The sequence below is a fragment of the Pseudomonas putida NBRC 14164 genome, from assembly GCF_000412675.1.
GTDB classification, from domain to species: domain Bacteria; phylum Pseudomonadota; class Gammaproteobacteria; order Pseudomonadales; family Pseudomonadaceae; genus Aquipseudomonas; species Aquipseudomonas putida.
Genome location: NC_021505.1, coordinates 2,929,642 through 2,954,474, shown reverse-complemented (window position 1 = coordinate 2,954,474; position 24,833 = coordinate 2,929,642). Strand labels below are relative to the sequence as shown.

At 62.6% G+C, this 24,833-nt stretch carries 29 protein-coding genes and 1 pseudogene; 14 read left to right on the top strand and 16 right to left on the bottom strand.

Features of this window, described 5'->3' with window-relative positions:
- The first annotated feature begins 21 nt into the window (after positions 1-21).
- The 3 genes from PP4_RS13130 to PP4_RS13120 all read left to right on the top strand — a co-directional run bounded on the left by PP4_RS13130 (position 22) and on the right by PP4_RS13120 (position 3,806).
- A complete protein-coding gene (locus tag PP4_RS13130) occupies positions 22-1,254 on the top strand; it encodes an OprD family porin (protein ID WP_041167725.1) in 1,233 nt (410 codons plus the stop codon).
- A 37-nt stretch (positions 1,255-1,291) separates the two neighbouring features.
- Positions 1,292-3,346 carry a phenylacetic acid degradation bifunctional protein PaaZ gene (gene paaZ / locus PP4_RS13125; protein ID WP_016499668.1) on the top strand — a complete coding sequence of 685 codons (2,055 nt, stop codon included), beginning with the start codon at positions 1,292-1,294 and terminating at the stop codon, positions 3,344-3,346.
- Between the two features lie 160 nt (positions 3,347-3,506).
- Positions 3,507-3,806: a hypothetical protein gene (locus tag PP4_RS13120; RefSeq protein WP_016499667.1), complete on the top strand. Its 300-nt coding sequence runs from the start codon at positions 3,507-3,509 to the stop codon at positions 3,804-3,806.
- Between the two features lie 32 nt (positions 3,807-3,838).
- Here PP4_RS13120 and PP4_RS13115 read toward each other — a convergent pair whose 3' ends face one another.
- Positions 3,839-5,461 carry an ATP-binding response regulator gene (locus PP4_RS13115; protein WP_016499666.1) on the bottom strand — a complete coding sequence of 541 codons (1,623 nt, stop codon included), beginning with the start codon at positions 5,459-5,461 and terminating at the stop codon, positions 3,839-3,841.
- Positions 5,462-5,577: 116 nt separating this feature from the next.
- Between PP4_RS13115 and PP4_RS13110 the strand changes: the two genes are divergently transcribed.
- Positions 5,578-6,192 (top strand): LuxR C-terminal-related transcriptional regulator, encoded by a 615-nt coding sequence (locus PP4_RS13110; RefSeq protein WP_041167722.1) that lies wholly within the window; start codon positions 5,578-5,580, stop codon positions 6,190-6,192.
- Positions 6,193-6,230: 38 nt separating this feature from the next.
- Here PP4_RS13110 and PP4_RS13105 read toward each other — a convergent pair whose 3' ends face one another.
- Positions 6,231-6,500 carry a DUF6555 family protein gene (locus tag PP4_RS13105; RefSeq protein WP_016499664.1) on the bottom strand — a complete coding sequence of 90 codons (270 nt, stop codon included), beginning with the start codon at positions 6,498-6,500 and terminating at the stop codon, positions 6,231-6,233.
- Between the two features lie 177 nt (positions 6,501-6,677).
- Positions 6,678-6,890, bottom strand: coding sequence for a con-10 family general stress protein (locus PP4_RS13100; protein WP_016499663.1), 213 nt, complete (start codon positions 6,888-6,890; stop codon positions 6,678-6,680).
- A 259-nt stretch (positions 6,891-7,149) separates the two neighbouring features.
- Between PP4_RS13100 and PP4_RS13095 the strand changes: the two genes are divergently transcribed.
- A complete protein-coding gene (locus PP4_RS13095; RefSeq protein WP_016499662.1) occupies positions 7,150-7,548 on the top strand; it encodes an NUDIX hydrolase in 399 nt (132 codons plus the stop codon).
- A gap of 70 nt (positions 7,549-7,618) precedes the next feature.
- Here the strand turns inward: PP4_RS13095 and PP4_RS13090 are convergent, their stop codons facing one another.
- Complete coding sequence (locus PP4_RS13090; RefSeq protein WP_016499661.1) at positions 7,619-8,170, bottom strand: ATP-dependent Clp protease proteolytic subunit; 552 nt, start codon at positions 8,168-8,170, stop codon at positions 7,619-7,621.
- Between the two features lie 190 nt (positions 8,171-8,360).
- Between PP4_RS13090 and PP4_RS29265 the strand changes: the two are divergent.
- A pseudogene (locus PP4_RS29265) lies at positions 8,361-8,546 on the top strand (hypothetical protein); the annotation flags it as partial.
- 137 nt (positions 8,547-8,683) lie between these two features.
- On the opposite strand, the gene PP4_RS13080 reads toward PP4_RS29265, so the two are convergent.
- From PP4_RS13080 to PP4_RS13040, 9 genes are all read right to left on the bottom strand, one after another.
- On the bottom strand, positions 8,684-9,271 hold the full coding sequence (locus tag PP4_RS13080; protein ID WP_016499659.1) for a phosphorylase family protein: 588 nt from the start codon (positions 9,269-9,271) through the stop codon (positions 8,684-8,686).
- 56 nt (positions 9,272-9,327) lie between these two features.
- Positions 9,328-10,434, bottom strand: coding sequence for a carboxylate-amine ligase (locus PP4_RS13075; protein WP_016499658.1), 1,107 nt, complete (start codon positions 10,432-10,434; stop codon positions 9,328-9,330).
- Positions 10,435-10,440: 6 nt separating this feature from the next.
- A complete protein-coding gene (locus PP4_RS13070; RefSeq protein ID WP_016499657.1) occupies positions 10,441-11,394 on the bottom strand; it encodes a methyltransferase in 954 nt (317 codons plus the stop codon).
- Complete coding sequence (locus PP4_RS13065) at positions 11,394-12,725, bottom strand: iron-containing redox enzyme family protein (RefSeq protein ID WP_016499656.1); 1,332 nt, start codon at positions 12,723-12,725, stop codon at positions 11,394-11,396. The genes PP4_RS13070 and PP4_RS13065 overlap by 1 nt, the downstream gene beginning before the upstream one ends.
- Before the next feature lie 18 nt (positions 12,726-12,743).
- Positions 12,744-12,941, bottom strand: a complete 198-nt coding sequence (locus PP4_RS13060; RefSeq protein WP_016499655.1) for a hypothetical protein — start codon at positions 12,939-12,941, stop codon at positions 12,744-12,746.
- Positions 12,942-13,001: 60 nt separating this feature from the next.
- Positions 13,002-13,178, bottom strand: coding sequence for a con-10 family general stress protein (locus tag PP4_RS13055; protein WP_016499654.1), 177 nt, complete (start codon positions 13,176-13,178; stop codon positions 13,002-13,004).
- A gap of 147 nt (positions 13,179-13,325) precedes the next feature.
- On the bottom strand, positions 13,326-14,609 hold the full coding sequence (locus PP4_RS13050) for an NTP/NDP exchange transporter (RefSeq protein ID WP_016499653.1): 1,284 nt from the start codon (positions 14,607-14,609) through the stop codon (positions 13,326-13,328).
- A 4-nt stretch (positions 14,610-14,613) separates the two neighbouring features.
- Entirely contained in the window at positions 14,614-15,525 is a 912-nt protein-coding gene (locus PP4_RS13045) for an aldo/keto reductase (RefSeq protein WP_016499652.1), read from the bottom strand.
- Between the two features lie 89 nt (positions 15,526-15,614).
- The gene (locus PP4_RS13040; protein ID WP_016499651.1) at positions 15,615-16,475 is read right to left on the bottom strand and encodes a Dyp-type peroxidase; all 861 of its coding nucleotides are present in this window, start codon (positions 16,473-16,475) and stop codon (positions 15,615-15,617) included.
- A gap of 184 nt (positions 16,476-16,659) precedes the next feature.
- Here PP4_RS13040 and PP4_RS13035 point away from each other — a divergent pair, with 184 nt between their 5' ends.
- Positions 16,660-17,553, top strand: coding sequence for a bile acid:sodium symporter family protein (locus PP4_RS13035; protein ID WP_016499650.1), 894 nt, complete (start codon positions 16,660-16,662; stop codon positions 17,551-17,553).
- Positions 17,554-17,604: 51 nt separating this feature from the next.
- Here the strand turns inward: PP4_RS13035 and PP4_RS13030 are convergent, their stop codons facing one another.
- Complete coding sequence (locus PP4_RS13030; RefSeq protein ID WP_016499649.1) at positions 17,605-18,072, bottom strand: sterol desaturase family protein; 468 nt, start codon at positions 18,070-18,072, stop codon at positions 17,605-17,607.
- 397 nt (positions 18,073-18,469) lie between these two features.
- Between PP4_RS13030 and PP4_RS13025 the strand changes: the two genes are divergently transcribed.
- The 4 genes from PP4_RS13025 (at position 18,470) to PP4_RS13010 (ending at position 20,625) form a co-directional block, all read left to right on the top strand.
- Positions 18,470-19,183, top strand: a complete 714-nt coding sequence (locus PP4_RS13025) for an MgtC/SapB family protein (protein WP_016499648.1) — start codon at positions 18,470-18,472, stop codon at positions 19,181-19,183.
- A 17-nt stretch (positions 19,184-19,200) separates the two neighbouring features.
- On the top strand, positions 19,201-19,710 hold the full coding sequence (locus PP4_RS13020) for a GNAT family N-acetyltransferase (RefSeq protein WP_016499647.1): 510 nt from the start codon (positions 19,201-19,203) through the stop codon (positions 19,708-19,710).
- Positions 19,711-19,864: 154 nt separating this feature from the next.
- Positions 19,865-20,365 carry a DUF4142 domain-containing protein gene (locus PP4_RS13015; RefSeq protein ID WP_016499646.1) on the top strand — a complete coding sequence of 167 codons (501 nt, stop codon included), beginning with the start codon at positions 19,865-19,867 and terminating at the stop codon, positions 20,363-20,365.
- Between the two features lie 8 nt (positions 20,366-20,373).
- On the top strand, positions 20,374-20,625 hold the full coding sequence (locus tag PP4_RS13010; RefSeq protein ID WP_016499645.1) for a hypothetical protein: 252 nt from the start codon (positions 20,374-20,376) through the stop codon (positions 20,623-20,625).
- A gap of 95 nt (positions 20,626-20,720) precedes the next feature.
- Here PP4_RS13010 and PP4_RS29370 read toward each other — a convergent pair whose 3' ends face one another.
- Together PP4_RS29370 and PP4_RS13005 are read right to left on the bottom strand one after the other, a co-directional pair.
- Positions 20,721-20,885, bottom strand: coding sequence for a DUF6021 family protein (locus tag PP4_RS29370; RefSeq protein WP_016499644.1), 165 nt, complete (start codon positions 20,883-20,885; stop codon positions 20,721-20,723).
- 55 nt (positions 20,886-20,940) lie between these two features.
- Positions 20,941-21,927, bottom strand: coding sequence for a DNA-binding protein (locus tag PP4_RS13005; RefSeq protein WP_016499643.1), 987 nt, complete (start codon positions 21,925-21,927; stop codon positions 20,941-20,943).
- A gap of 238 nt (positions 21,928-22,165) precedes the next feature.
- Between PP4_RS13005 and PP4_RS13000 the strand changes: the two genes are divergently transcribed.
- The 3 genes from PP4_RS13000 (at position 22,166) to PP4_RS12990 (ending at position 24,823) form a co-directional block, all read left to right on the top strand.
- Complete coding sequence (locus tag PP4_RS13000) at positions 22,166-22,771, top strand: helix-turn-helix transcriptional regulator (protein WP_016499642.1); 606 nt, start codon at positions 22,166-22,168, stop codon at positions 22,769-22,771.
- A gap of 106 nt (positions 22,772-22,877) precedes the next feature.
- Positions 22,878-23,879: a threonine/serine dehydratase gene (locus tag PP4_RS12995; protein ID WP_016499641.1), complete on the top strand. Its 1,002-nt coding sequence runs from the start codon at positions 22,878-22,880 to the stop codon at positions 23,877-23,879.
- Positions 23,876-24,823 carry an ornithine cyclodeaminase family protein gene (locus PP4_RS12990; protein WP_016499640.1) on the top strand — a complete coding sequence of 316 codons (948 nt, stop codon included), beginning with the start codon at positions 23,876-23,878 and terminating at the stop codon, positions 24,821-24,823. The genes PP4_RS12995 and PP4_RS12990 overlap by 4 nt, the downstream gene beginning before the upstream one ends.
- Positions 24,824-24,833 lie beyond the last annotated feature (10 nt).

The window sequence follows — 24,833 nt, the reverse complement described above, 5'->3', positions numbered from 1 at the left end:
ATGTCGGGTAAAACAACAACAATGAACCGCACTCACTTCATGTCAGCTGCCTGCCTGGCCACCCTTGCGTTGCCAGTGCCGGCGATGGCCGATTTCATCGGTGACAGCCACGCACGCCTGGAGCTGCGCAACCACTACATCAACCGCGACTTTCGCCAGAGCAACGCCCCGCAGGCCAAGGCAGAGGAATGGGGCCAGGGCTTTACCGCCAAGCTGGAGTCCGGCTTCACCGAGGGCCCGGTCGGCTTTGGCGTTGACGCCATGGGCCAGCTGGGTATCAAGCTCGACTCCAGCCGCGACCGCCGCAATACCGGGCTGCTGCCCTTCGGCCCGAACAGCCACGAACCGGTTGATGATTACAGCGAACTGGGCCTGACCGGCAAAATCCGCGTGTCCAAAAGCACCCTGCGCCTAGGCACCTTGCAGCCAATCTTGCCGGTGGTGGTTTACAACGACACCCGCCTGCTGGCGTCCACCTTCCAGGGCGGCCTGCTGACCAGCCAGGATGTCGATGGCCTGACCTTCAACGTCGGCCGCCTGACCAAGGCCAACCTGCGCGACTCCTCGGGCCGCGACGACATCGGCTACGGCGCTGCCAGCAGTGACCACCTGGACTTTGGCGGTGGCAGCTACGCCATCACCCCGCAAACCAGCGTCAGCTACTACTACGCCAAGCTCGAGGACATCTACCGCCAGCAGTTCGTCGGCCTGATCGATACCCGCCCCTTGAGCGAAGGCGTGAGCCTGCGCAGCGACCTGCGCTACTTCGACAGCCGCAACGACGGCGCCGAGCGTGCCGGCAACATCGACAACCGCAACTTCAACGCCATGTTCACCTTGGGCGTGCGCGCGCACAAGTTCACCGCCACCTGGCAACAAATGTCCGGCGACAGTGCCTTCCCGTTCGTCAACGGCGGCGACCCGTTCACCGTCAACCTGGTGACCTACAACACTTTCACCCGCGCCGGGCTGGACTCCTGGCAAGTGCGCTATGACTACGACTTTGTCGCGATGGGCATCCCCGGCCTGAGCTTCATGACCCGCTACACCGACGGCCGCCACGCCGAAACCGCCACTGTCAGCAATGGCCGCGAGCGCGAGCGCGACACCGACATCACCTACGTCATCCAGAGCGGCCCGTTCAAGGACGTGAGCCTGCGCTGGCGCAACGTCACCTTCCGTTCCGGCAATGGCCTGACCAACGCCGTGGACGAAAACCGCCTGATCATCGGCTACACCCTGGCGCTGTGGTAACAGCGCCCCCTTAAATTTGAAAAGCATGGAGAACAGCATGTCTGCCGCCCCTACCCTGCAAAGCTTCATCGCCGGCCGCTGGCTCGGCCAGCACGGCGCCCAGGCCCTGCGCAGCGCCCTTGACGGCCACGTACTGGCCTACAGCCACGAAGAGCGCCCGGACTTCGCCGAAGCCGTCGACTTCGCCCGTGCTCGCGGCCTGGCCAGCCTGATGGCCATGGACTTCCAGCAACGCGCTGCACGCCTGAAAGCGCTGGCCCTGTACCTGGCCGAACGCAAGGAACAGCTGTACACCCTGTCGCACCATAGCGGCGCCACCCGTGCCGACAGCTGGATCGACATCGAAGGCGGCAACGCCACGTTGTTCGCCTATGCCGGCATCGGCAGCCGCGAGCTGCCGTCGGGCAACCTGGTGCACGAGGGCCCGGCGATCCCGCTGGGCAAGCAAGGTCACTTTGCCGGCAGCCACATCCTGGTGCCGCGCGCCGGGGTGGCGGTGCACATCAACGCCTTCAACTTCCCCATCTGGGGCATGCTGGAAAAGTTCGCCCCGACCTTCCTGGCGGGCATGCCGTGCATCGTCAAGCCGGCCACTTCCACCAGCTACCTGACCGAAGCCGTCGTACGCCTGATGAACGCCTCCGGCCTGCTGCCAGAGGGCAGCCTGCAACTGGTGATCGGCAGCACCGGCGACCTGCTCGACCGCCTGCAAGGCCAGGACGTGGTGACCTTCACCGGTTCCGCCGATACCGCCGCCAAATTGCGCGTCACGCCGAACCTGATACGTAATTCGGTACCGTTCACCGCCGAAGCCGACTCGCTGAACTGCGCCATCCTCGGCCCGGACGTAACGCCAGACAGCGAAGAGTTCGACCTGTACATCAAAGAGGTGGTGCGTGAAATGACCACCAAGGCCGGGCAGAAGTGCACCGCCATCCGCCGCGCCATCGTGCCGGCCAAGCACATCGACGCAGTTGCCACGCGCTTGCGCGAGCGGTTGAGCAAGGTGGTAGTGGGTGACCCGTCGCTGGAAGGCGTACGCATGGGCGCCCTGGCCTCTCACGACCAGCAGCACGACGTGGCCGAGCGGGTGCGCAGCCTGCTAAACAGTTGTGATCAGCTGTTCGGCGCCAGCGATGGCTTTGCTCCGCGTGGCGAGGGCGTGGCCGAGGGTGCATTCTTTGCCCCAACCCTGCTGCAGGCCCGCGACCCGCATGCCGAAGGCGGCGCCCACGATATCGAAGCGTTCGGCCCGGTCAGCACGCTGATGGCCTATGACGATCTCGACGAAGCTTTGGCGCTGGCCGCCCGAGGCAAAGGCAGCCTGGTGGCGACACTGGTCACCGCCGACCGCAGCATCGCTGCCAAGGCCATTCCGGTGGCGGCTGCCTGGCATGGCCGCCTGCTGGTCCTCGACAGCGAAGCCGCCAAGGAATCCACCGGCCACGGCTCGCCTCTGCCGCAGCTCAAGCATGGCGGCCCGGGCAGGGCCGGTGGCGGCGAAGAGCTGGGTGGCTTGCGCGCGGTCAAGCACTACCTGCAACGCGCCGCCGTACAGGGCTCGCCAAGCATGCTTACGGCAGTCACCGGCGAATACGTACGCGGTGGTGAAGTGATCGAGACCGAAGTGCACCCGTTCCGCCGCTACTTCGAGCAGCTGCGCATCGGTGAATCCCTGTTAACCCATCGCCGCACCGTCACCGAAGCAGACCTGGTCAACTTCGGCTGCCTATCGGGTGACCACTTCTATATGCACTTCGACGAAATCGCCGCCAAGCAATCGCAGTTCGGTAAACGCATTGCTCACGGCTATTTCGTTCTGTCGGCAGCTGCCGGCCTGTTCGTATCGCCTGGCGCCGGGCCAGTACTGGCCAACTATGGCCTGGACACCCTGCGTTTCATCAACCCGGTGGGCATCGGCGATACCATTCAGGCGCGCCTCACCTGCAAGCGCAAGATCGACCAGGGCAAGACCAGCCCGCTGGGCCAGCCGCAGGGTGTGGTGGCGTGGGATGTAGAGGTGACCAACCAGCTGGGTGAGCTGGTAGCCAGCTATGACATCCTGACCTTGGTGCTGAAACAGCCTGAGTGACTTGTTGACCTCGCGTGCCTCTTCGCGGGTACATCGGACCGCGAAGAGGCACGCACAGGTTACATAAAGGCCAAGGGCCACCTCGTACATCTGCCCTAATCGCCCACCTCGTCCCTCGGCGTTATAGTCCAGCGATAACAACGCCAAGGAAGCTCCCATCATGCACGCCCTCAAGCTCGTCCTCAGTGCCGCCCTCCTTGCCGGCGTCGCCGGCTGCCAGACCATCAAACCCTCCGAAGACACGCTCAAGCAGCGCACCGAGTTCATTCTGAACACCAAGGTTTCCAATGTCGCCGACGTGCGCAGTGACAGCACCATCACCTACTACACCGCCACCACCGCCAAAGGCCGGTACGAGTGCCAGATGCCCAGCGGTGGCATCGTCGCGGTCGCCGGCATGGGCCTGTACGAGCCCACGCCCTCCTGCATGAAGGAAGGCCAGGCGATCATCCTGCAATAACCCACGCACAACCCCTGCGCCCTTGCGCCGGTCTAAAGCGCCGGCGCCGCAGGCTCCTCGCGCAATGCGCGCAGGGCCGCACGCAGTTCAGCTGGGCGTACCGGCTTGGAAAGCACGGCGATATTGCGCTCATGCACCGCTGCCTGAATCTTCTCCGGGTCGTGCCCGGTCATGATCAACGCGGGTACGTCCCAGCCGCGCTGGGCCCGCAACCGGTCGATGCAGTCGACCCCGGTTGCCTCCTGCCCCAAGTCATAATCGGCAACGATCACTTCACAATCACTGCTCAAACCAGCAGGCGAACTGTGCGCCTCTACTTCACACCCCCAGCGCTGCAGCAGCGCCGAGGTCGCCCGCAGCACATTGTGGTCGTCCTCTACCAGGCATACCCGCAAGCCGCCAAGCAGGCCGGCCGCTGCCGGCGAGCGCTCGCCCACAACCAGGGCTGGCTGAGCGCTGAGGCGCGGCAAGCCTTGCAGGCTGACCGCCGTGCCGTGGCCTGGCCGCGAACGCAGCTTTACTTTCAGGCCCATCAGATGCCCCAGCCGCCGCACAATCGACAAACCCAGGCCCACACCCTCGACATCGTTGTCGCGTACCTGGCGTACCCGGTAGAACTCTTCGAACACCAACCGCTGGTGCGCTTCGTCTATGCCTCGCCCCTGGTCATAAACGACGATGGCAAGGCCTTCGTCGCAGCGCCGTACCGCCAGCAGCAGCGGGCGATGCGCCGCATATTTGAAGCAGTTGGACAGTACGTTCTGCACCATGGTCGTCAGCATGCCGCGGTCGGTGCAGGTCCAGTACGCGCAGGGCCGCAAGCGTATCTCCACCCCGGCCCAGCGGGCGGGCTCGGTGTTCTGACGCACCAGCTCCGCCAGAAATCCGGCCAGGGCGAATGTCTCGCTGCGCGGTTGCACGCGCCCGTTGTCCAGGGTGTAAAGGTCAAGAATCGAGCGAAAAAGCTGCGATACATTGAGCAGCGAGCGGTCGATGCTGTCCACCAGTCGCCGCTCCTCTTCGCCCAGCTGCGCCTCGCGCAGGCATGCCGTGAACAGGCCGATAGAGTGAATCGGTTGGCGCAGGTCGTGGCTGGCCTGCGCCAGGAAGCGGGATTTCTCGCGGTTGGCCGCCGCAGCCTGTTCAGAGGCCTTGCGCGTGCGCTCCAGCAGCAGGTGCGCATACACCGGGATGACCGTGCTGGTGGTAAGCAACATCAACACCATGAACGGGTTGGCCTGCCAGTAAGGCGTGATCTGGTACACCACCAGCAACGCCGCCAGCGCCAGCACCGTGGCAATCGCCAGGTAGCGCGAGCCGAAGCGCATGCCGTTGCCCAGGTTCACCCACACCATCACCGCATAGATCGGCAACGCCGCCTCGCCACCTACCACCAGGCCGAAGCAGGTACCGGTGTAGTCATGCACCATCCCCAGTACCCGTCGCCAAGGGTAATTCCCGGGCCAACGGGCAATGGCCTGGCGCAAACCGATGGACACCAGCACAAAGGTGACGATGTAGTAGATGACCGGCAGATAAGGGGCAGGCGAACTGCCCGGCAGAAAGCCCAGCACGGTCATGTAGACCAGCGCACAGCATGCGACGATCACGCGCAAGTTGGCTTGATCGAGTTCGTTGTTCTTGTCCAGGTCCATGGCCAGCCTCCCTGTGCACGGGGTCGCATTGCTGCCATCCGTAGGCAGCACCCTTTCTCCGAGGCTGCTAAATTAGCATGGCCTTCTACACTTGCGGCTACAGGGAGTTGCCAAGCGTGACGTGTCGCATCATCGTGGCGGATGACCATCCGCTGTTCAGGGAAGCCCTGGCGCGCACCGTAAAGCGCGTGGTTGCGGGTGCCTGCATAGAAGAGGCCGGCAACCTGGATGAAGTAATGGCCTTGGCTGATGGCGGGGAGGTACCTGATACCCTGATCCTCGACCTGCGTTTCCCCGGGCTGGTAGACATCCAGTGCCTTGCGCGTTTACGCCAACAGTTTCGACGCACCACGCTGATCATTGTGTCGATGGTCGACGACCCCGCTATCGTCGAGCAGGTGATGGCTACGGGAGTCGAGGGGTTCATCGGCAAAAGCATCGCCGCAGATGAGATAGGGGCGGCAATCCTCGCCATACGCAATGGCGAGGTGCTGGTCAGGTATGCGCCCTCAGGCTTGCTGCCCAACCTCGGTGGCGAATGTGCAGTGGAGCAACTTACCCACCGTCAGCAAGAAGTACTCCGGCTGATTGCCCAGGGCAAGACCAACAAGGAAATTGCCAAGGCCCTGAATATCTCCCCGTTTACCGTGCGCATACATGTTTCGTCGCTGCTCAAGCTGCTTGGGGTCAGCTCGCGTACCGCTGCTGCGGTGAAGTACACCGGCAGCTGACACCCTTGGTCAGGGGCTGCCGGCGCTCAGATGGCGGGTTAGACCGTCGCCGCCGGGTCCCCCACCGACTGGTTCGGCTTGCTCCCCGAAATTCGCCAGCTCACGGCGGTAATCCCGTAGCGCTCGGCCATCGGCCGGCTGATCTTCCTGATCTTCTCACGCCCGAACTTGGGAATGATGCCGATACCCGCATCGCAACTTGCCCAATGCCAGGCCTCGGCATTGTCCAGGCGTTCCAGGCGAATGATGAAACTGCGCGGTTGGCCATGCAGTTGGTAATCGATGATGTAAAGCTGTGGGCTAGGCATCGCAGGGGCCTCCTCTTCTCCATGGATGACTCCCTGATTGATCAGGCCATCGCCAGAAGATTCAATATTTTGTCGAGCAATTGGCACCAGCGGCCGTTACCGGGTGCTAGAGCAGGCCAGGTCATGGGGCGATTCCGGGTCGGCAAACCCGGAATCGCTGCGTGTCAGCAAGGGTGTTCACTGCTGACTGCGACCGCTGCCGTGGCTATTCTGACCACCTTTGCGCCCCGCTTCCGAAGCCCGCTGGCGGTCGTTGGCGAAGTTGCCGCCAGAAGCCTGCCCGCCCTTGTGACCCGCGCGCGAAGCCCGTTCCCGGTCGTTGGCAAAGTTGCCCGGGTTGGTTTCCTTGGTGCCGCCGCGCCGGCTTGTTCGCTCTTGGTCCTGCGCCATTTGGTTTCTCCTTGAGATGGATTGGCTGGTCGCATGAGCATGTGCCCTGCCTTTGTTCCGAGCGGGCTATTGCCGGGTCTGCTCAAAGCTTTTGATTGCAGCTGGACCAGTGGCACGAAAAGGACGCCGACAAAATGTTTGCGTGGGTGCACGATTAAAGGACAAATCCCTGTCTTGACCGTTCGTCGGGTTAAACGCAACGTTTGTTTCTGCCAAGGGCCGAATCCTCATAAAACAAGCGCATCGCTCAGGAGGCCTGATGAAGTTGAACAAGGACCGCGCCACCATCATCTGCCGACATGGCAAGCAAACCCATAAATGGTTATGGGTGAGAAAGTCCAAAGGCGCCTGGACCCTTCCCGGTGGCAAGATTGAACCTGGCGAAACGCCCATGCAGGCAGCTGAGCGTGAATTGCTCGAAGAAACCGGGTTGCAGGCCGATTCCCTGACCTTGTTGATGCGCCACGAAACCTCCGAGCGAATGCACTACGTATTCGAAGCAGAGTTTGCAGACGCACCGCAGCCCAAGGCACGGCATGAAATTGCCGATTACCGCTTCGCCCACCTGGACCAGGCACCCGGGCTCAAGGGTGAGATCAAGTCGCTTATCCGCTCGCTACTGGCTTGCGACAGAACCACTGCGGCGTCAGTCCGGTAAGCCTGCGCGGAATGTTTTCGCCGAACCTCGGGAGCGGGTTTACCTGCGAAGAGGCCCGCCAAGGCAAACGCTAGGCATGCACACTCCACTGAACTGACTCCGGCTCGATCGGCATCTCGTCCACGGAATGGATCATCCCGTTCTCCAGGGCCTCGCGTGGGCTCAGAATCCGCGGGTGGGCCATCAGGTATCGCGGCACATCCAGCACCTGCGCCGCACCCTCGGTCCGTTCGGCAACGATCTGCGCATACAACTCCAGATCGTAATCGAGGCTCATTGCATATTCGGCCATCCGCGCATGGTCAACCGAACCATGCAAGGTCCAGTGAAACGGATGGAACAGGAACTTGCTGAAGCTGCACGCCGTGCGCCGCTCCCCCGCCAGGAACAGGATATTACCCATGGATTCCACCGTGCCCAGGTTGTGGGTATGCACCGCTACCGGCAATGCCCGCAAGAAGTTGTACAGGGTAAACCCGTAACTGCATTCGCCGCCCATGGTGGCGATGTTCAACTGCAGGATCCCGGCGCCCTGTTGCAACGCCCGCGAGCAGGTGTTGATCAGGTTGCCACAGGTCGACGAATTGATCGGCCCGGTGAAATGAATGATATGTCTGGCCATGCTTTCCTCCAGGGTTGGCAGGCATCCGTTGCTCTGGCATCGTCCCCTGCCCGGCCACCTGCCAAGGCTGACCTTCCAAAAGCCTGATATGCGGTGGAAACGCCAGAGGCTGCAAAGTTCAACCCGGCATCGGTCTATCCGTTGGTCAAGCGCGTTGAACCCCCGCCACTCATCACGACTCGACCGATTCGGGACCGCAATGAGCTGCATCGCGCCCTTGACTCAGGAAGCGCTGGCCAATCCCAAAGCCGTCGGTGGCGACAAGCCGGCTTTGCCCAAGGATGCCCGCGTGATCACCTACTACTACGATACTCCCAGCCTTGGCCAGGCACGAACCGACTGCGAGCGTAACAACGGGGTCTGGCAGACTCATTAAATCTTCTAACCCATGCCTGTCCCACTCGCAGCAACTACCGTGCTCAGCAACTACACGTCAGGGGGTGCGCTGTGGGACCGGTTCTGGCCGCGAACACCGGCAACGCCGGTGCCATCCACCGCGTTTTCGATCAGCGCTCAAACCTGGCTGAACAGCACCCGCTTGAATGCCTCGGCCGCCAGGTGCACCTGCACGGCCCAGTCCCCTGCGGCATCGCTGCCGGCATCATCGGATATGTATTTCAGGCACACAAACGGAATGCCTTCGCCGCGTGCGATCAACGCCAGCACATAGGCTTCCATGTCGACCACGTCATAAGGCGCCTCGCCATGGTTGATTTCGAAGCTGTCACCGCTGCCACAGGTTTCCAGCGGCAGGCCGGGGATTGCTGCGCCATGTTCCAGGACTACCGGGACACCCGACAAGGGCGTTTCGTAACGGGCAAAGCCCAGCGGTGTCACGTCCATGTCGCGTTGTACGAAACGGTTACAGCACACCACCTGGCCCTTGCCATGGCGCTGGCTGCCCGCCGAGCCAAGGTTGACGATAAGTCTGGGCCTGCGGGTTGCAATTGCCTTGGTCAGTGCGATCGCCGCATTGACTTTGCCAATGCCGGTGAACACGGTGTTCACCTCTGTGAAAACATCGCCAGCCTCGGCCTCGAGGGCGAATACGAACAGCGTGTCATCCAGGGAAATGTCGGGGAATTGCTTGATCAGCATCATGGAGCAGGTGTTTCCGCGTGGCTGCAAGGGGCGCGGCCATTGTCGGCCAACCCCGGCTAATTGCAAGTCCCGGCCGCCACCACGGCCTGCAGCGCCTGTGCCTTGTCGAGCCCGCCCTCGATGGCCTGTGCCAGGCGGTGCAACTGCTGGTCGGCATGGGTGCCGTCGCGCAGCAGGTGCCGGGCATGCTGGCAGGCACGCTCGGCATCCACGCTGTCGACCGGCACCTGCTCTTGCAACTGGCCAAGCCAGCCTTCGGCCGTGACTGGCTGTTGCTCGTGCATACCAATGAATTGTGCATGGCGCCCATAGCGCATGGCGCGCCAATAGTTCTCCTGGGCGATCCAGCGCAGTTCGCGGTTGCTGGGCAACAGGTCATGGCGACCAGTAATGGCGTGCTCCACCAAATGGCGAAACAGCGCGGCGATGCAGAGGGCATCTTCCAGTTGCGGGCAGCCATCGCAGATACGCAACTCCACCGTAGGGAAGCGCCGCGAAGGCCGAATGGCCCACCAGAAGTCGCCATCCGCAGCCAAGGCACCGGTTCGCTGCAAAAAGGCCCGGTAGCGTTCATAGGCGGCCCAGTCCGGCAAGGCTTCGGGCAAGCCCATATGCGGCCACTCCCCGCAAATCACTCGGCGGTAGCTCATGTAGCCGGTACGCTGGCCAGCCCAAAAGGGCGACGAGGTGCTCAGTACCAGCAACAACGGCAGCCAGACCAACACGCGGTTGATCAGTTGCATGCGGTCACAACCTGGAGGAACCCCAACGTGCACATGCAAGCCGTTGAGCAGGCTTCGCCGGGCCACATGCCGGTAGTCATCGAACAGTTGCTGATAATGTGCCGGGGCTGCAGCCTTCTGCCGCAGCCAGGCGGCACTGGGGTGACTGGCCGCACCGTACAGTCCCATCCCCTCCTCGGCCAGCGCCACGCTCAAACGCTGCCGCCTGTGCTGGAAGAACTCACGTGCTTCATGAAGGTTGTTGAACACCGGCGAGGCCAGCTCGATCTGGCTGCGGAACATTTCCTGGGCAAAATATTGGCCCAACGCTTCGCGACAACGCCCTATTACCGCAGGTGACGGTGTTGCAGGGACCTGCCCTGAGTCCAGCCTCACCAGCAGGTATTCCTCCTCGATGCCAAATGTGCAGGCCCGGGCCATGTTGCCTCAGCGATGACGGGTTACCGTGAGCGCCACGGCGGCGATGCGTTCGACCTGCTCATAGCCCGGTTCGGCCAGTTGCTCGCCAAACACGTCAGGGTCGATCTCGCGGTATACCCAGGCCCATTGCGGCCCTGCCAGGCGCAAGCGGACAGCTTCGAGCAAGGCGTCGCGGCCATCGACAATGGCCACGCCGGTGTATAGCAGCAAGGTGCCATGGCGGGTCAGGCGTTCGCATGCCTGCTCAACGATGCGCAGCGACAGTTCAGCGCCCAGCGCACCACCGCCGTGGCGATAGGTGCGGGCGCTGCGGTCGAGCATGTAAGGCGGGTTGGCGACAATCAGGTCGAACGTACCGGTGATGCCGTCCAGCAGGTCGCTGGACGCTATCGACACATTACCCACCCCCGCCAGCGCCGCGTTGATCGTGGCGTAGCGCAACGCCAAGGGGTTGATGTCCACGGCGCTGACCTGCGCATGCCGGGCGGCGCGAGCGATCAGCAACGCACCCACCCCGCTGCCGCAGCCGATATCGACTGCATGCTCGACCGGCATGGGGTTGTGCTGCAGGTGCTGGTGGATGACCTGGGCAAAGCGGTAGCTGTCCGGGCCGAAGAACACCGCATCGCTGGCCTCGGTGGGGAACGCTGAATGCACCAGCAGCAGGTCTTCCAGGCTGGACCAGCGCACCGAACTGCCCAACAGTTCGCCCCTGGGGGCCAGCACCTGCGCGCGTTCGAGCAACTGAAGTTCATCATTTGATAACAAGCCTGGGGCGAAAGGTCGGCTCCAGCCGAACACGTCGCGCAAGCTGCTGGCCTGTCCGGAACCCTCGCGGGCATTGACGCGGCTGTGGGTCGCGGGTGTCACGCAGGTAAATCGGTAGCCGTCGGCGCGTAACCGCTGGCCCAGTTGCAGCAACGCCTGGTCGGCCTCGACTTGTCTGGCATCAAGCATCATCAGCGGGGTTCCTCCTGAAGCAGCCCGGTGGTGCGAATGTATGCCCGGGTCGCCGCCAGGCCCTCAGGTGTGGCATGGCGGTTGCCGGCCATTTGCCCTATCAACGCGGCGGGTGCTTCACTGGGCATTTCGGCTTGTGATTCCCCCGGGTATTCGGGCAGGCCCCAGCTACCGGGCGCGACACGGCGGATCGTAGGGCGCCAGGTGTCGGCTATCCAGTCGTGCCACAGTTGTTTCTCGTAACTGTTGAACACACCGAACATAACCGCCGCAGGCCCTTCGATCAGCTTCCACCAGCGGCTGTGGGCCGGGTCCTGGCCCCGCACAATCCAGCCTTGGGCCTGCAACGCGGCAACGAACTCGGGCATGGCGCCAGGTGTGGCCAACCACTGATTGATAGTGCGCTGCTGCAGGCGGCAGCGGTCGGCATGCATGAACTGGCCGTAAATACGCTTGCGTTCCAGGGCTGCGAACAGTTCACCCTGCAGGTTGAACTGGCGGATCAGGTCAGCTGCCGCAGTACCCAGCTCGTTCAGGCGATAACCGTTGCGCACCCTGTCGTAGAACGCTTGCTGGTCGTGCTGGGGGCTGAGCTGGCGCAGGGCCTGAAGCGATAGCTGAGCGTGGCCGCTGGCGGCATTGTCGATCGTCACATGCAACTGGAAGTAGTGGCCGTCGATGCCGAGCTCTGCCAGCTCGTAAGTGGTGATCAGCAGGTGCAGCGGTGGTTGTTCATAGCCGAGGTTATAGCCAATGACCTCAGGCAGGTGCGTGTCGCAATGCTGCCCCAGGGCCAGCTGCAGGCTACCTTGGAGATACCGTGCATCGTCCAGTGGCATCGCCTCTACACACCCTAGGCGACCCAGCAGACGCTGGTAGATCAGCACATGATTGCAACGCGGGTCACCATTGCCGAGCTCTTCCAGGTAAGTCCGGATCAGACCGTGAAAACGTGGGTCGCCCCAGTGCTGCAGCGTGCCGTGCAGCCAGGCTCCATCCACCGCCTTGGTCGGTGCAACCTGTTGCAGAAACCACAGCGCATGTGCGCGGCAGGCAAAGAAGCGGCGTGGTGCGCCTTGCCGGCGTTGCTCAAGGTACTCGGCGTAGCCGGCGGCTACATCACCAGCGCACCTCGCGCTCCAGGCTGGCAAATTCGAAGGTGAGTCAGGCAGGTCATCCGGCAGGCGTGCAGCACGTGAAAGTTGTTCGTCGAGCCATGCGGCGCTGCCGTCATAGTGGCCTGTCAGCATTGCCTGATAGCGCTGTTGCACGCTGGACCGCTCGGCGGCCATGGGCAAAATTGGAGCGGTGTCGCGGTTCATCACCCTCATGCCGTGCTCCTTGTGGGCCTATTGGCTCGGTTTCTGCCCCGGCATCGGTTCCGGGTCGGGCGCAGGCTGCGGTGCCGGCTTGGTATCGGGTTGCTGCATCTGCAGTGATGGCTTGCTGGGGTCGGCATCCTTGCCCGGGTGGTCATTGTCGCGGTCAAAGCAGCCGCCGACCAAGGTCAGCGAGCCCATGAGGATGATCAGTGGAGTCAGTCGCATGGGTATTCCCCCTTTGGCTGATTGCAGTGCCAGGTCGCCCCGGCACTGCGCGTCGGTCAATTACGAGCGGCCGCCCTTGCGGCCCGACTCGTGCGGCATGTCCTTGCCAGAGGACTGGCCGCCCTTGCGTCCGGCTTCGGAAGCCTTGTCACGATCGTTGGCGAAGTTGCCTGGGTTCTTGTTACCGCCTTGGCTGCCTTGTTGGTTGCCGGTACGGCTGTTGTCTTTAGTGGCCATGGTGTTCAAACCTCGTATGACTTCGGAATGCACGGCAAGCTGCCGTACACAGGTTGGGAGTTCGGCGATATCGCGGGATTCGTTTTATTGCGAAGGGTTCGGACCGGTGGCGTTAAATAAGCGGCAACACCATATTTGGCGCGCCTGTCAGTCGTGCGGCGGGTTATCCAGATGGGCCTGGCGGCGGCCCAGCCAGCTACCGGTTGCAGCCCAGCCCAAGGCAATCACGGCGCCGATCAGCATCGCCAGTTGCGGGTGCTCACCCATTACGTCCAGCGCACGCTTGACCCAGCCGCTGAGGGCATCGCCGCCTCGGTAGACCACCGTGTCGATGAAGTTCTTGGCCTTGTACTTGTCCTCGGCGGGCAGCACGGTGAACAGCATCTCCCGCCCTGGCCGCACCAACGCGTACTCGCCGGCCCGGCGCACCACCATCACCACGACGAACACCGCGAACACCGGGGCCAGTGCCAGCCACAGGAAACCCGCAGCCATTACCAGCGGCACTGCCACCAGCAACACCCCCACACCCAAGCGCCGGGCCAGGCGCCCGGTGAGGAATACCTGAGTGAGGATGGCCAAGGCCTGCACCACCGTATCGATCAGGCCGAAGACCTGGGTTTGCCGGGTGCGATCGGTGAAGGTTTCACTGACGATGCGCGCCTGCTCGAAATACAGGAAGGTGCTGACACTGGCCAGCAACACCACGAACAGGGCGATGCCCAGCAGATACGGGGAGCGCAACACGGCGGTAGCGCCGGCAAACGGGTTGCCACCCAAGGGCCGCGAGCCAGCCCGCTCGGCCTGTTCTGGTAGTGGGTGGCGCAGTCGCCAGCGTTGCAGGAACAGCGCGGCACCGATACTGCCCAGCAGAAACACTGCTGCCAGCACCAGCAGCCCGGAATGGCCCAGCGGGGCCACCAGCAAGGTGCCAACGATTGGGCCACTGAGCCCGCCCAGGCTGGCCCCGGCGGCCAGCAGGCCGAACAGGCGCTTGCCCTGCGCAGTGGAAAACAGGTCGGCGAGCACGCTCCAGGCCAGAGAAATGGTCAGCAGGTTGAAAACCGATAGCCAGATGTAGAAGGCTCTGGCGGTCCAGAGATCGTCCGGGTTGCCGGCAAACAGCGCCGCGAACAGCAACAGGTTGCTGGCAAAGAAACCGTAGGTCCAAGGCAGGATATACCTGCGCTGCACCTTTGCCGCCAGCCAGCCAAACAGCGGCATGCAGGCCAGTGTGGCGATGAAGGTGCCGGTGAATAGCCATTGCAGGTTGTCTACTCCACCGGCGACGCCCATGGTTTCTCGCACCGGGCGCAGCATGAAGTAGCCGGTGAACAGCAGGTAGAACAGCAACAGGCCGGCGATTACTGCTGGCCCCTCGCCGGGCTGAATGTTCAGCCCTTGGTCCAGGCGCCGCCGCCAGCCATGCATGATATCAGGCAAACTGCTTGATCAGCGCCTGTTGCTGCGCCTGGGTGAGCATGGGTGCTTGTCCGGCCTTGAGCTGGTCGAGCTGGCGATCGGGCCGGCCGGTGGCGGGGATTACCGTGGTCACTGCCGGGTGGCTGATGGCGAACTTGAGAAACAGCTGCGCCCAGCTGCCAATGCCTGCCTCAGCAGCCCAGCCGGGTAACGCCAGGTCCTTGACCTTGGCGAACAGGCGGCCATCGTCGAAAGCCCGGTTTATGAGCACCGCAACGCCCTTGTCCTGGCACAGCGGCAGCAGTTCGCGGGCAGCGTCGGGGGCATTGACCGAATAGTTGATCTGGATGAAGTCCAGCGGCTCGCTGCGCACGATACGGGCGACTTCGTCTTGCCCGCTGTTCAGGTAATGGGTTATGCCGACATAGCGGGTCTTGCCCTGCCGCTTCAGCTCGCGGGCATAGGGCAGTTGGGTCTGCCAGTCACGCAAGTTATGGATCTGCAGCAAGTCGACCTTGTCGGTGCGCAGGCTCTTCAGGCTGCCGGCCCATTGCGCTTCGGCGTCGGCACGGCTGTCGGCGGCGATTTTGGTGGCAATGAAGCACTGCCTGTGCCAGCCGCCCTCTTCCAGCAACTGCCCCAGGATGCTGTCGGCACCGCCGTAGTTGGGCGAGGTGTCGATCACCCGGCCGCCCCCTTCGAAAAATGCCTTGAGCACCGCTTTGAGCTGCTGATATTGGGCCGAGTCGGCTTGTACCTCAAAACTGCCGGAAGTGCCGGCACCGATCACGGGTAACGCCTCACCGGTGGACGGTACTTTGCGGGTCAGCAAACCCGCCGGGGTGGCGGCGTGCAGCCAGGGGCTGACGGCGGCCAGCACCCCCAGCGTGGCACCCGCGCGTAGGACATCACGACGTGCGTACATGGAAAAGCTCCCGTCATGAATCGGAAACTTTCAATGCTAGCCGCACTATCCCGTGCCGGCAGGTGTTTCTGTATCTGGATGTTTAGTGATCAGGCCAGCAGCAGGCTCAGGTCAACACCCGTCTCGCCCATCGGCGGGCACCAGTAATAGCCACCGGTCAGTGGCCGACTGAAGCGGTACAGGCCGTCGATGATGCCATCCTCCAGGCCGCTCATGCGCCGCAGCTGTACTTCAAATGCATCGAAGCTGTGGCCCAGGGCAACGAAGGCAAGGCCGGCGCCACGCTGGTCTGCCCAGGCCACCGAGCGACGGACCATGAATGCTTCGGGCTCAAAGCTTTCCTGAGCGGTGCGTTTGACGTGCGCAGACTCGGGCGCATCGTCCAGCTCTTCGTTGTCGCTCAGGCGGCGGCCGATGATGTTGTCCTGGTCAGCCTGGGGCAGCGACTTGAAGTACTCCAGGTCGTGCTTCCACAGCTGAAACGCCGCAAAGCTGGAGCCGTCGGCAGCAATGGCCGCCTGCACAGCGTCTTCGTCCACCGGGTTTTCGGTGCCGTCTTCATAGCCGGTCAGGTCATGGCCGCCACGGTGCAGGAAGCCGTCAACGCTGTCCGTCAGGCGCAGGGCTGGTGCCAGCGCGTGCTCCAGGGCCTGGGCGCGCAGTAGCAGATCGCCGCGCTCGTTACCGCGCAGCCACAGCCACAGCGCGTGCTGGGTGCTGGGGTTCTCCACGGCGGCGTCCAGCAGGGGGAAAGCTCGCAGGCCAGGCACGGCTCGGCCCAGGGCCTTGGCCAGCGGTGCACCGACACCCAGGATCAGCTGGTCGCCATCGACCTGTGGCAGCAAGGCATCCAGAGCGGCGGGCAGCGCCTCGGGCGATTGCAGGGTGAAAAACAGGTGACGGGCATGGGCCGGCACCGGGGTGGCAAGCAGCCCTTTCTGGAACGGCATGACAGGCTAATCCTCGGATAAAAGCGGAATGCTACTGCGCCTGCAAGCCTGCTGCAATGCGGCATGCAGCCTCGCCAACTGCCGCAGTTGGTAACAAACGGTTACCAATAGCTGGCCCTTTGCGATTAGCTATCAATCAGGCTCGACCTACACTGCTCGAGATCCTTCGCCCGAGAGACTGCCCATGACCGCCTCGCCCTTGCTCACCGCCTTTCTGCCGCTTGCCTTGGGCATCATCATGCTCGGCCTTGGGCTGTCGCTGACCCTGGCCGACTTCGCTCGTGTGGTGAAGTACCCCAAGCCAGTGGTGGTGGGCCTGGCCTGCCAGATTCTGCTGCTGCCGCTGGTGTGCTTCCTGATTGCCAACGGCTTTGGCCTGGAGTCGGCCCTGGCGGTGGGGCTGATGCTCCTGGCCGCTTCGCCGGGTGGCACCACGGCCAACCTGTTCAGCCATCTGGCCCATGGCGATGTGGCGTTGAACATCACGCTCACGGCCGTCAACTCGCTGATCGCGATTTTGACCATGCCGTTGCTGGTGAACTTGTCGCTGAGCTGGTTCATGGCCTCGGACCAGGCCATTCCACTGCAGTTTGCCAAGGTCTTGCAGGTATTTGCGATTGTCCTGCTGCCGGTCGCCCTGGGTATGCTGATTCGCCGTTACGCCCCTGCTTTTGCCACACGCATGCAGAAGCCTATGAAACTGGTGGCGGCACTGTTCCTGGCCTTTACCATTGTCCTGGCGCTGGCCAAGGATTGGCAGACCGTGGTCGAGTACGCACCGGTGGTGGGCCTTGCTGCGCTGTTGTTCAACCTGCTGAGCCTGGCCGTGGGCTACTGGGTGCCGCGCCTGTTGAACATCCCCAAACGTCAGGCAATTGCCATCGGCATGGAGATTGGTATTCACAACGGCACGCTGGCGATTGCCTTGGCACTGAGCCCGTCATTGCTGAACAACCCGACCATGGCGGTACCGGCGGCACTTTACAGCCTGATCATGTTCTTCACGGCGGCAGGGTTTGGCTGGTGGGTGAGCCGCGGGCATGTGGCCGCGCAGCCCGAGGGTGAAACCGCAAATTGATGGTGCAGACCTGCACTGGCCTTTGTAGGAGCGAGCCAACCGCCCGGGTCGTTATTGCCGGCCGCGCTCGCGCCGAAGCTGCTGCTTCAACACCTTCAACGGCGGCGCATAGAAAAACCCGAACGACACACTCCCCGTGCGCCCCTTCACCGCGTGGTGCAACTGGTGCGCACGGTGCAGCCGCTTGAGGTAACGGTTGACCGGCCGCGGCGCGCGCGGCCAATGCCGGTGAAAGAACCCGTCGTGGGCCACGACATACAACATGCCGTACCCCGCCACCCCGCCACCAATCCACTGCAAAGGGGCATAACCGCTCTTGCCCAAGGCGACCAGCGCTGTGGCGATCAGCCCCAGCGCCACCAGGTACAGGTCGTTGGTTTCGAGCATGCCCAGGTGTGGCTCATGGTGCGAGCGGTGCAGCCACCAGCCCCAGCCATGCATGATGTACTTGTGAGCCAGCGTGCCAACGCCCTCCATGGCCACCAGGGTGCCGAACAATACGGCGAGATTGAACAGCATGGAACGGTCCGGTGGATGGCAAAGGGAGGCGCAAGGTTACCGGCTGCCCAGGTTTTTTTCCATGCGGGCGTGACCGGTTGCAGGCCACCCACGGATGAAGCCATCGTCATGTTTTCACCCTTGACCTGCTCTGCCACGCGGCGTATGGTCCGCGACGCAATTTTGCCTTCCTCAACAGGAGACCTGCCTTGGACAGTAGCCCCAGTCGCTTGCGACAGGCCCGCGTGGCGCGCTAGCCCGGCAGTGTCCTGCACTGTCTGGCCGCTCTGGCAAGACGGTGGTTTCCTGTAACCCCCGCTTCTTCTCCCCTCCTCGTGGTCCTGCGCATTTTTCTGGTTTTTCAACCACGCCAACTGATGGCGTTCATGCGGGCGTGTGCCTGCGGAAGAGGTTTGCTATGGATTGGAAAGTATTTCTGCTGCGCGTGAGCATTGCCCTGCTACTCGGAGCACTGATCGGCGCCGAACGGCAATTGCGCCAACGCCTGACCGGGCTGCGCACCAATGCGCTGGTAAGTACCGGTGCCTGTCTGTTCGTGCTGATGACCCAGGCGGTGCCAGGCATGGCACCTGCCGATGCGTCGCGCGTCGCCGCCTATGTCGTGTCGGGCATCGGCTTTCTCGGTGGCGGTGTGATCATGCGCGATGGTTTCAACGTGCGCGGCCTGAACACCGCGGCCACCTTGTGGTGCACAGCTGCGGTCGGCGTGCTGTGCAGCTTGGGGCTGTTGCTGGAGGCAGCATTGGGTAGCCTGGTGGTGCTATGCGCCAATATCCTGTTACGTGACATCGCCCAGCGCCTGGACCGACAGGACGTGGTGCCGGCCAGCGAAGTGGAACAGCACTTCGAAGTGCGCATCGTCTGCCGCGCCGAGGACGAAATCCAGGTGCGCAGCCTGATGCTGCATAGCCTGGGCGATCCGCAGCTGCGCTTGCAGTCACTGCAGAGCGAAGACCTGGACACCCCTGCGCGCCTTGAAGTGCGCGCCGAACTGCTGGGCACTGCGCAGGCGCCGGCGCAACTGGAGCGGCTGGTCAGCCGCGTCAGCCTGGAAAAAGGCGTAAGCTCGGTGCGCTGGCAATTACAGCCGCAGGTGTTGGCGGCGGACTAGAACGACAGGAGTGATTCATGCTTATCCGCCCTACCCTTGAACACGATGTTCAATTCCTGCCGGACATCGAGCGTTCCGCAGCCCAGGCATTTGTCGGCTGGCCGGTACTGGCCTGGCTGGCGCAGGGTGATGTGATGGATTGCGCTGCACACAGGGCTTTCGTCGAGGCTGGTGGTAGCTGGGTGGCTGAGGATCCTGCCGGGCGTATTGTGGGATTTGCGTGTGCCCGGCTTGTGGGCCAGGCACTGCACCTGCATGAGATATCGGTGTGCCAGGAGGCCCAAGGGCGGGGTGTCGGGCGCGGATTGCTGCAGCAGGTGGTTAATGCTGCCCGCTGCGCCGGTGTGCGCGAGCTGACGTTGACCACCTTTGTCGATGTGCCCTGGAATGCGCCGTTTTATGCACGGCTCGGGTTTGAGGTGATCGATGAGGGGCTGTCAGGCGAACGGCTTCAGGGCATTCTTGCCAGCGAGCGCGCTCACGGCCTTGAAGGGCGTTGTGCAATGCGCCTCTGCGTTGCGCGTTAGGCGTTGGGGCTGCTTCGCAGCCCATTGCCACAGCCATCCCACCGGGACAAACGCCCGCATCGAAAACGGCGGCAAAAAAGATTAAACCTTTACCGCTCCCTCACCCTCAACCGTACGCGACACTGAGGTCGCGCCACGGTTTAAGGAGTGAAGCATGAGCAATCTCTTCATCAAGCGCGTAGGTTTCTCCATGGTGTTGGGCCTGGCATCGGTGCATGCACTGGCGGCGAGTTCCGATGACTTCGTCGATGCGGCTACCGAAGCCGGCATTGCCGAAGTGGTCACCGGCAATCTGGTCAAGGAAAAAAGCCAGAATGCCGATATCAAGGCATTCGCCCAGCAAATGGTCACTGATCACACCCAGGCTAACCAGAAACTCGGCGACATCGCCCGCAAGCTGGACATTTCCGTTCCGGATGACGCAGCCATGACCGACAAGGTCAAGAAAATGATCCTGGAATGGCGGGATGAATCCTTTGACAAGTCGTACCTCAACAACCAGGTCGATGCGCACGAAAAAGCGGTGGAACTGTTCAAGAAAGAAGCGGCATCGTCCGACAAGGCCGAGCTGAAAGCCTTCGCCAGTGAAACCCTGCCCAAACTCGAGCAGCACCTGGAGCATGCCAAGGCGCTTCAGGCCAAGCACGCCAAGTGAGGTTCGACATGAGTAACGATGCATTGAAAACCGAAGTCCTTACTCGCCTGCTGCATTCGCACCCTGAAGGCCTGGGCAAGGAAGTGCTGGACAACTACCGCGGAGAGAAAGCGGTGGCCGGCATGCTGAAGACACTGCAGGAAGCAGGCCTGATCCACGACGGCAGTGTGGTAGTGGGTAGTGATCACCAGATCAGCGTGCACTACCCGATCAAGCTGTCGGCGTCGGGGGTCGAAGCGGCGCGAAAAGCCGAAGCCTGAATACTCGCCCGTCGGGCTATAAGGCCGCTATTACGGCAAACCTGCTAGCTCAATGAGCTAGCAGGGCGCTGTTGGAGCGCTGGGCATAGCCGCACTCACTTGCCCTTCTCAATGTCTCCGGGCGCCTTGGCCGGCCCTTGCGGGTCCACCTGTGGGTCGTCAACATCCGGGGAATCAGGGTCGAAACCAAGGTCGTCCGGTTTATCCGACTGCTCCGTCGAGTGAGGCCCCTCTTTGCGTACCGGTTCAGAATCATGCATGGTGTTTTCTCCCGTGAGTGTCAAAGGAAGAACACGCCAGCCACGGAAAGTTTGATTAATCTCCAACGGGTGCCAGCTGTGCGCGACATTGCGCCAGCGCCTGGTCCCGTTCCTTCAACTGATCCTCAAAGCGCTGCAATTGCCGCGCTTGTTCGGCGCACAGGTCTCGTCTGGCCTCCAGGCTTTGCGCCTGCACATCCAGCTGCCGGCGCATTTCTTCGCTGGCGCCCTGAGCTTGGGCCAGGATCGTGCGCAAGCCCTGGATCTGCGCATCGCGTTGCTCCAGCAACTCGTCCTGCGCCCGGCACTCGCTGGCCGCCTGGCGGTGTTCGCCCAGCAAGCGCTCGTTGTCGCGGTGCAGGCGGGTCAGTTCATCCTGCTTGACGATCATGCCCTGCTGCAACTGGCGCACTTCCACCTGCATCTGCTGCAACTGCGCTTCGTGGCGGCGCTGCTCCTGCTCGCGCTGCTCACGGCTGGCATTGCGGTAGTGCTCCAGAGCATCGCGGGCATGGCGATGCTTGTCTTCCAGCGATTTGACCTGTTCGTCCTTGTCGGCCAGACGCACCTGCATCTCGCCCAGTGACTGGTTGAGGCTGGCACTGCGCAGCTGTTCGGCCTGCAGGGTGCTTTGTGTGGACAGCAGCTTTTCCGTTTCGGCGGCCAATGCCGCTGCATCGATCTTGTGTTGCTGATGCGCTGCCGCCAGCGCCTGCTGGGCAATCTCCAGCTGCGCTTCAAGCGTTTCCCGCTGTTGAGTGAAGGTGCTTTCGGCCTGCTCAATCGTCAGGTCGGCCTCGTCCTGCAACTGGGTTGCCAGTTGCCCGACCAGGCGGCTCAGCACATCGCTCAGCGCGGCGCCGCCTTCGGAAGCCACGGGCTGCTGGCCGTTCAACTCCTTCAGGTAACGGTGAATGGTGGTCTTGGAGCCGGTATTACCCAGCTCGATACGTATGGCATCGATGCTGGGGTTCTCGCCCCGGGCAATCAGCGCCTGACGCGCCTGCTGCACTACCACCTTGTTGATACCGCCCCGGGCCATGCTTGCTCCTACGATTTTGTACTGTGTTATGTACCATGTAATTACGTACTAATTATGGCGATATCCAATCGCTCCTGCAAACAGTTCCTGACATGGAATAATCACGGCTTATCGCATGTGATAAGCAAAATGTTGTTGTTTTCGACGCTGGCAGCCGTACGGAGGCGCAGGGGCACGACCTTGTGCCGGTTACGCTTTGCCGCCACCATGGGCGTCCAGCATTGATTACCGACAGAAAATGAACCTGGAAAACTACAAGGCAATCGCCGACAGCATCGCCCTGCTGCTGTACCCGCACGCCGAAGTCATCGTCCATGACCTGCGCAGCCAGACGGTGGTGCACATCGCCAACAACTTCTCCCAGCGCAAGCTGGGCGATGATTCGGCGATCGATCACGAATTGGGCGACCTCCTTGACGGCGCCAACCTGGGCCCGTACGAGAAGCTCAACTGGAATGGGCAGAAGGTCCGTTCCATCAGTACCGTCCTGCGCAACGCAGAAGGCGAAGCCGAGCACCTGATGTGCATCAATCTGAACGTGTCGGTACTGGAGCAAGCCCGTGTGGCGCTCGATGCGTTCTTCCAGATGGGCCGGCTGGTACCGCAACCTGACTCGTTGTTCCGCAACGATTGGCAGGAACGTATCAACACCTTCCTGCACGCGTGGCTGCAAGCACGCAACCTGTCGCTGCAGACACTGCAGATGAAGGACAAGCGCAGCCTCGTGCAGGCACTGCACGCAGAAGGCGCGTTCGAAGGGCGAAGTGGTGCTGACTATGTCGCCAACGTGCTGAGCATGGGCCGCGCCACCGTGTACAAGTACCTGAAAGAACTGAAGCCCTAGCAGCGCGAAGTTGACCGACAGGAGGTCGCCAAGCGGGCCTGCTCGTACACTTGTCTGGCATGGATAATTATTCTACTGTGGACAAATATTCCATTCGGAGCAGAGCATGCCAGCCACTACAGCCTCACCGACCTTTGCCGACAGCCTTTACCTTGATGCACTCTACGAATCCATCAAGGAAGCACACAGCGCACTGCGCCCAGCCGTCTGCATTACACCACTCACCTACAGCGCCCGGTTGTCGGCATTGAGCGGCTGCGAAGTCTTGCTGAAATGCGAACACCTGCAGCACACGGGGTCGTTCAAGTTCCGTGGCGCCAGCAACAAGATCCGCCTGCTGCCGACCGAAGCACGCAAGCGCGGTGTAATCGCTGCCTCTTCCGGCAACCACGGGCAGGCACTTGCACTGGCCGGCAAAACGGCTGGCGTGCCAGTGACTGTCTACACCGCCACTTCCGCCTCGCCATACAAACTGGAGGCGATGCGGGCGCTGGGCGCCGAAGTGCTTTGCCTGCCCACGGACCCGCTAAGTGCAGAGCTGGAGGCAGCCAGGCAGGCCAAGGCTCAGGGTGTACCGTTCGTGTCCCCCTACAACGACCTGCAAGTCATTGCCGGCCAGGGCACCATCGGCATGGAGTTGTTCGAGCAGGCACCCGACCTGGACGCGGTATTTGTCGCCGTCGGCGGTGGCGGGATGATTGCCGGCATCGGTGCCGCCCTGCGCGTACTCAAGCCGGGTACCGAGATAATCGGCTGCTGGCCGGCGAATGACCCTGCGCTGGAGCAATCCCTCAAGGCCGGAGCGATTGTCGAGGTGGACGCCCGCGAAACGCTGTCGGACGGCACAGCTGGCGGCGTCGAGCCCGGCGCTGTCACCTTGCCGCTGTGCCAGGCGTTGCTCACCGATACCGTACTGGTCAGCGAAGACGAGATTCGCACCGCCATGCGCGTTATCGCCAGCACTGAACGCTGGATCATCGAAGGCGCTGCAGCGGTTGCGGTCGCCGGCATGCAAAAGCTCGCCGAGCGCTATCAGGGCAAACGTGTCGCAGTGATCCTGTGCGGCCGTAACATCGTGCTGGAAAAATTCCTCGAGGCCGTGCAATGAAAGTCTTCAGCAAGGCGCAGATCACCGCCAGCTTCAATCCCGAGCTGGCGGTTAGCCTGCTGGAAGAAGGCTTCATCGCCTACTCCAACGGCAAGGTCCAGGTGCCGCCCGTGCAGGCCTTCGCATTTCAAGCGGCGAACGGTGACTGCTGCGTGAAATCGGCCTACATCGAAGGCAGCCCTACCTTTACCGTCAAGCTTTCAACCGGTTTTTATGACAACCCTTCCAAGGGCCTGCCGAGCAACGATGGCCTGATGCTGGTGCTCTCGGCGCTAACCGGGCAGCCGCTGGCACTGCTGCAGGACCAGGGCTGGCTGACCGCGATGCGCACCGCGCTGGCCGGGCGTATCGCTGCCCGGCTGCTGGCACCGGCCGAGGTCAAGGCCATTGGCATCCTCGGCACCGGCATGCAGGCGCAGATGCAGCTTGAACAGCTGCGCGCCGTTACCGATTGCCGCCAGACCATTGTCTGGGGCCGGCATGAAAACGGGCTTGCGGCCTATGCAGCATTTGCCCGTGAACTGGGCTTCGAGGTCCGCACCACACGGGATGCCGCCGAGGTCGCCGGCGCGGCAAACCTGATTGTCTGCACCACCCCTTCCCGCCAGGCGCTGCTGCACAGCGAGTGGGTCCAACCGGGTACGCATATCACTGCCGTCGGCGCCGATGCACCCGGCAAGCAGGAGCTGGAGCCGGCACTGGTGGCCAGGGCAGACCGCATCATCGTCGACTCGGTCGCCCAGTGCAGCCAGTACGGCGAAGTGGCTCACGCGCTCGAGAGCGGTCAGCTACACGCGAACCAGCTGATCGAGTTGGGTGCGCTGTTGGCTGGCCGCGCCATAGGGCGCGAGCACGACGGCCAGATCACCCTGGCAGACCTGACCGGCGTGGCTGTGCAGGATGCTCAGGTTGCGAGCTGCGCCCTGGCAGCACTGAGCACCTGAGCCCATAGCG

Coding starts and splice junctions, on each gene's coding strand:
- PP4_RS13130 (WP_041167725.1), top strand. CDS start 22: ATGAACCGCACTCACTTCATGTCAGCTGCCTGCCTGGCCACCCTTGCG.
- paaZ (WP_016499668.1), top strand. CDS start 1,292: ATGTCTGCCGCCCCTACCCTGCAAAGCTTCATCGCCGGCCGCTGGCTC.
- PP4_RS13120 (WP_016499667.1), top strand. CDS start 3,507: ATGCACGCCCTCAAGCTCGTCCTCAGTGCCGCCCTCCTTGCCGGCGTC.
- PP4_RS13115 (WP_016499666.1), bottom strand. CDS start 5,461: ATGGACCTGGACAAGAACAACGAACTCGATCAAGCCAACTTGCGCGTG.
- PP4_RS13105 (WP_016499664.1), bottom strand. CDS start 6,500: ATGCCTAGCCCACAGCTTTACATCATCGATTACCAACTGCATGGCCAA.
- PP4_RS13100 (WP_016499663.1), bottom strand. CDS start 6,890: ATGGCGCAGGACCAAGAGCGAACAAGCCGGCGCGGCGGCACCAAGGAA.
- PP4_RS13095 (WP_016499662.1), top strand. CDS start 7,150: ATGAAGTTGAACAAGGACCGCGCCACCATCATCTGCCGACATGGCAAG.
- PP4_RS13090 (WP_016499661.1), bottom strand. CDS start 8,170: ATGGCCAGACATATCATTCATTTCACCGGGCCGATCAATTCGTCGACC.
- PP4_RS13080 (WP_016499659.1), bottom strand. CDS start 9,271: ATGATGCTGATCAAGCAATTCCCCGACATTTCCCTGGATGACACGCTG.
- PP4_RS13075 (WP_016499658.1), bottom strand. CDS start 10,434: ATGGCCCGGGCCTGCACATTTGGCATCGAGGAGGAATACCTGCTGGTG.
- PP4_RS13070 (WP_016499657.1), bottom strand. CDS start 11,394: ATGATGCTTGATGCCAGACAAGTCGAGGCCGACCAGGCGTTGCTGCAA.
- PP4_RS13065 (WP_016499656.1), bottom strand. CDS start 12,725: ATGAGGGTGATGAACCGCGACACCGCTCCAATTTTGCCCATGGCCGCC.
- PP4_RS13060 (WP_016499655.1), bottom strand. CDS start 12,941: ATGCGACTGACTCCACTGATCATCCTCATGGGCTCGCTGACCTTGGTC.
- PP4_RS13055 (WP_016499654.1), bottom strand. CDS start 13,178: ATGGCCACTAAAGACAACAGCCGTACCGGCAACCAACAAGGCAGCCAA.
- PP4_RS13050 (WP_016499653.1), bottom strand. CDS start 14,609: ATGCATGGCTGGCGGCGGCGCCTGGACCAAGGGCTGAACATTCAGCCC.
- PP4_RS13045 (WP_016499652.1), bottom strand. CDS start 15,525: ATGTACGCACGTCGTGATGTCCTACGCGCGGGTGCCACGCTGGGGGTG.
- PP4_RS13040 (WP_016499651.1), bottom strand. CDS start 16,475: ATGCCGTTCCAGAAAGGGCTGCTTGCCACCCCGGTGCCGGCCCATGCC.
- PP4_RS13035 (WP_016499650.1), top strand. CDS start 16,660: ATGACCGCCTCGCCCTTGCTCACCGCCTTTCTGCCGCTTGCCTTGGGC.
- PP4_RS13030 (WP_016499649.1), bottom strand. CDS start 18,072: ATGCTGTTCAATCTCGCCGTATTGTTCGGCACCCTGGTGGCCATGGAG.
- PP4_RS13025 (WP_016499648.1), top strand. CDS start 18,470: ATGGATTGGAAAGTATTTCTGCTGCGCGTGAGCATTGCCCTGCTACTC.
- PP4_RS13020 (WP_016499647.1), top strand. CDS start 19,201: ATGCTTATCCGCCCTACCCTTGAACACGATGTTCAATTCCTGCCGGAC.
- PP4_RS13015 (WP_016499646.1), top strand. CDS start 19,865: ATGAGCAATCTCTTCATCAAGCGCGTAGGTTTCTCCATGGTGTTGGGC.
- PP4_RS13010 (WP_016499645.1), top strand. CDS start 20,374: ATGAGTAACGATGCATTGAAAACCGAAGTCCTTACTCGCCTGCTGCAT.
- PP4_RS29370 (WP_016499644.1), bottom strand. CDS start 20,885: ATGCATGATTCTGAACCGGTACGCAAAGAGGGGCCTCACTCGACGGAG.
- PP4_RS13005 (WP_016499643.1), bottom strand. CDS start 21,927: ATGGCCCGGGGCGGTATCAACAAGGTGGTAGTGCAGCAGGCGCGTCAG.
- PP4_RS13000 (WP_016499642.1), top strand. CDS start 22,166: ATGAACCTGGAAAACTACAAGGCAATCGCCGACAGCATCGCCCTGCTG.
- PP4_RS12995 (WP_016499641.1), top strand. CDS start 22,878: ATGCCAGCCACTACAGCCTCACCGACCTTTGCCGACAGCCTTTACCTT.
- PP4_RS12990 (WP_016499640.1), top strand. CDS start 23,876: ATGAAAGTCTTCAGCAAGGCGCAGATCACCGCCAGCTTCAATCCCGAG.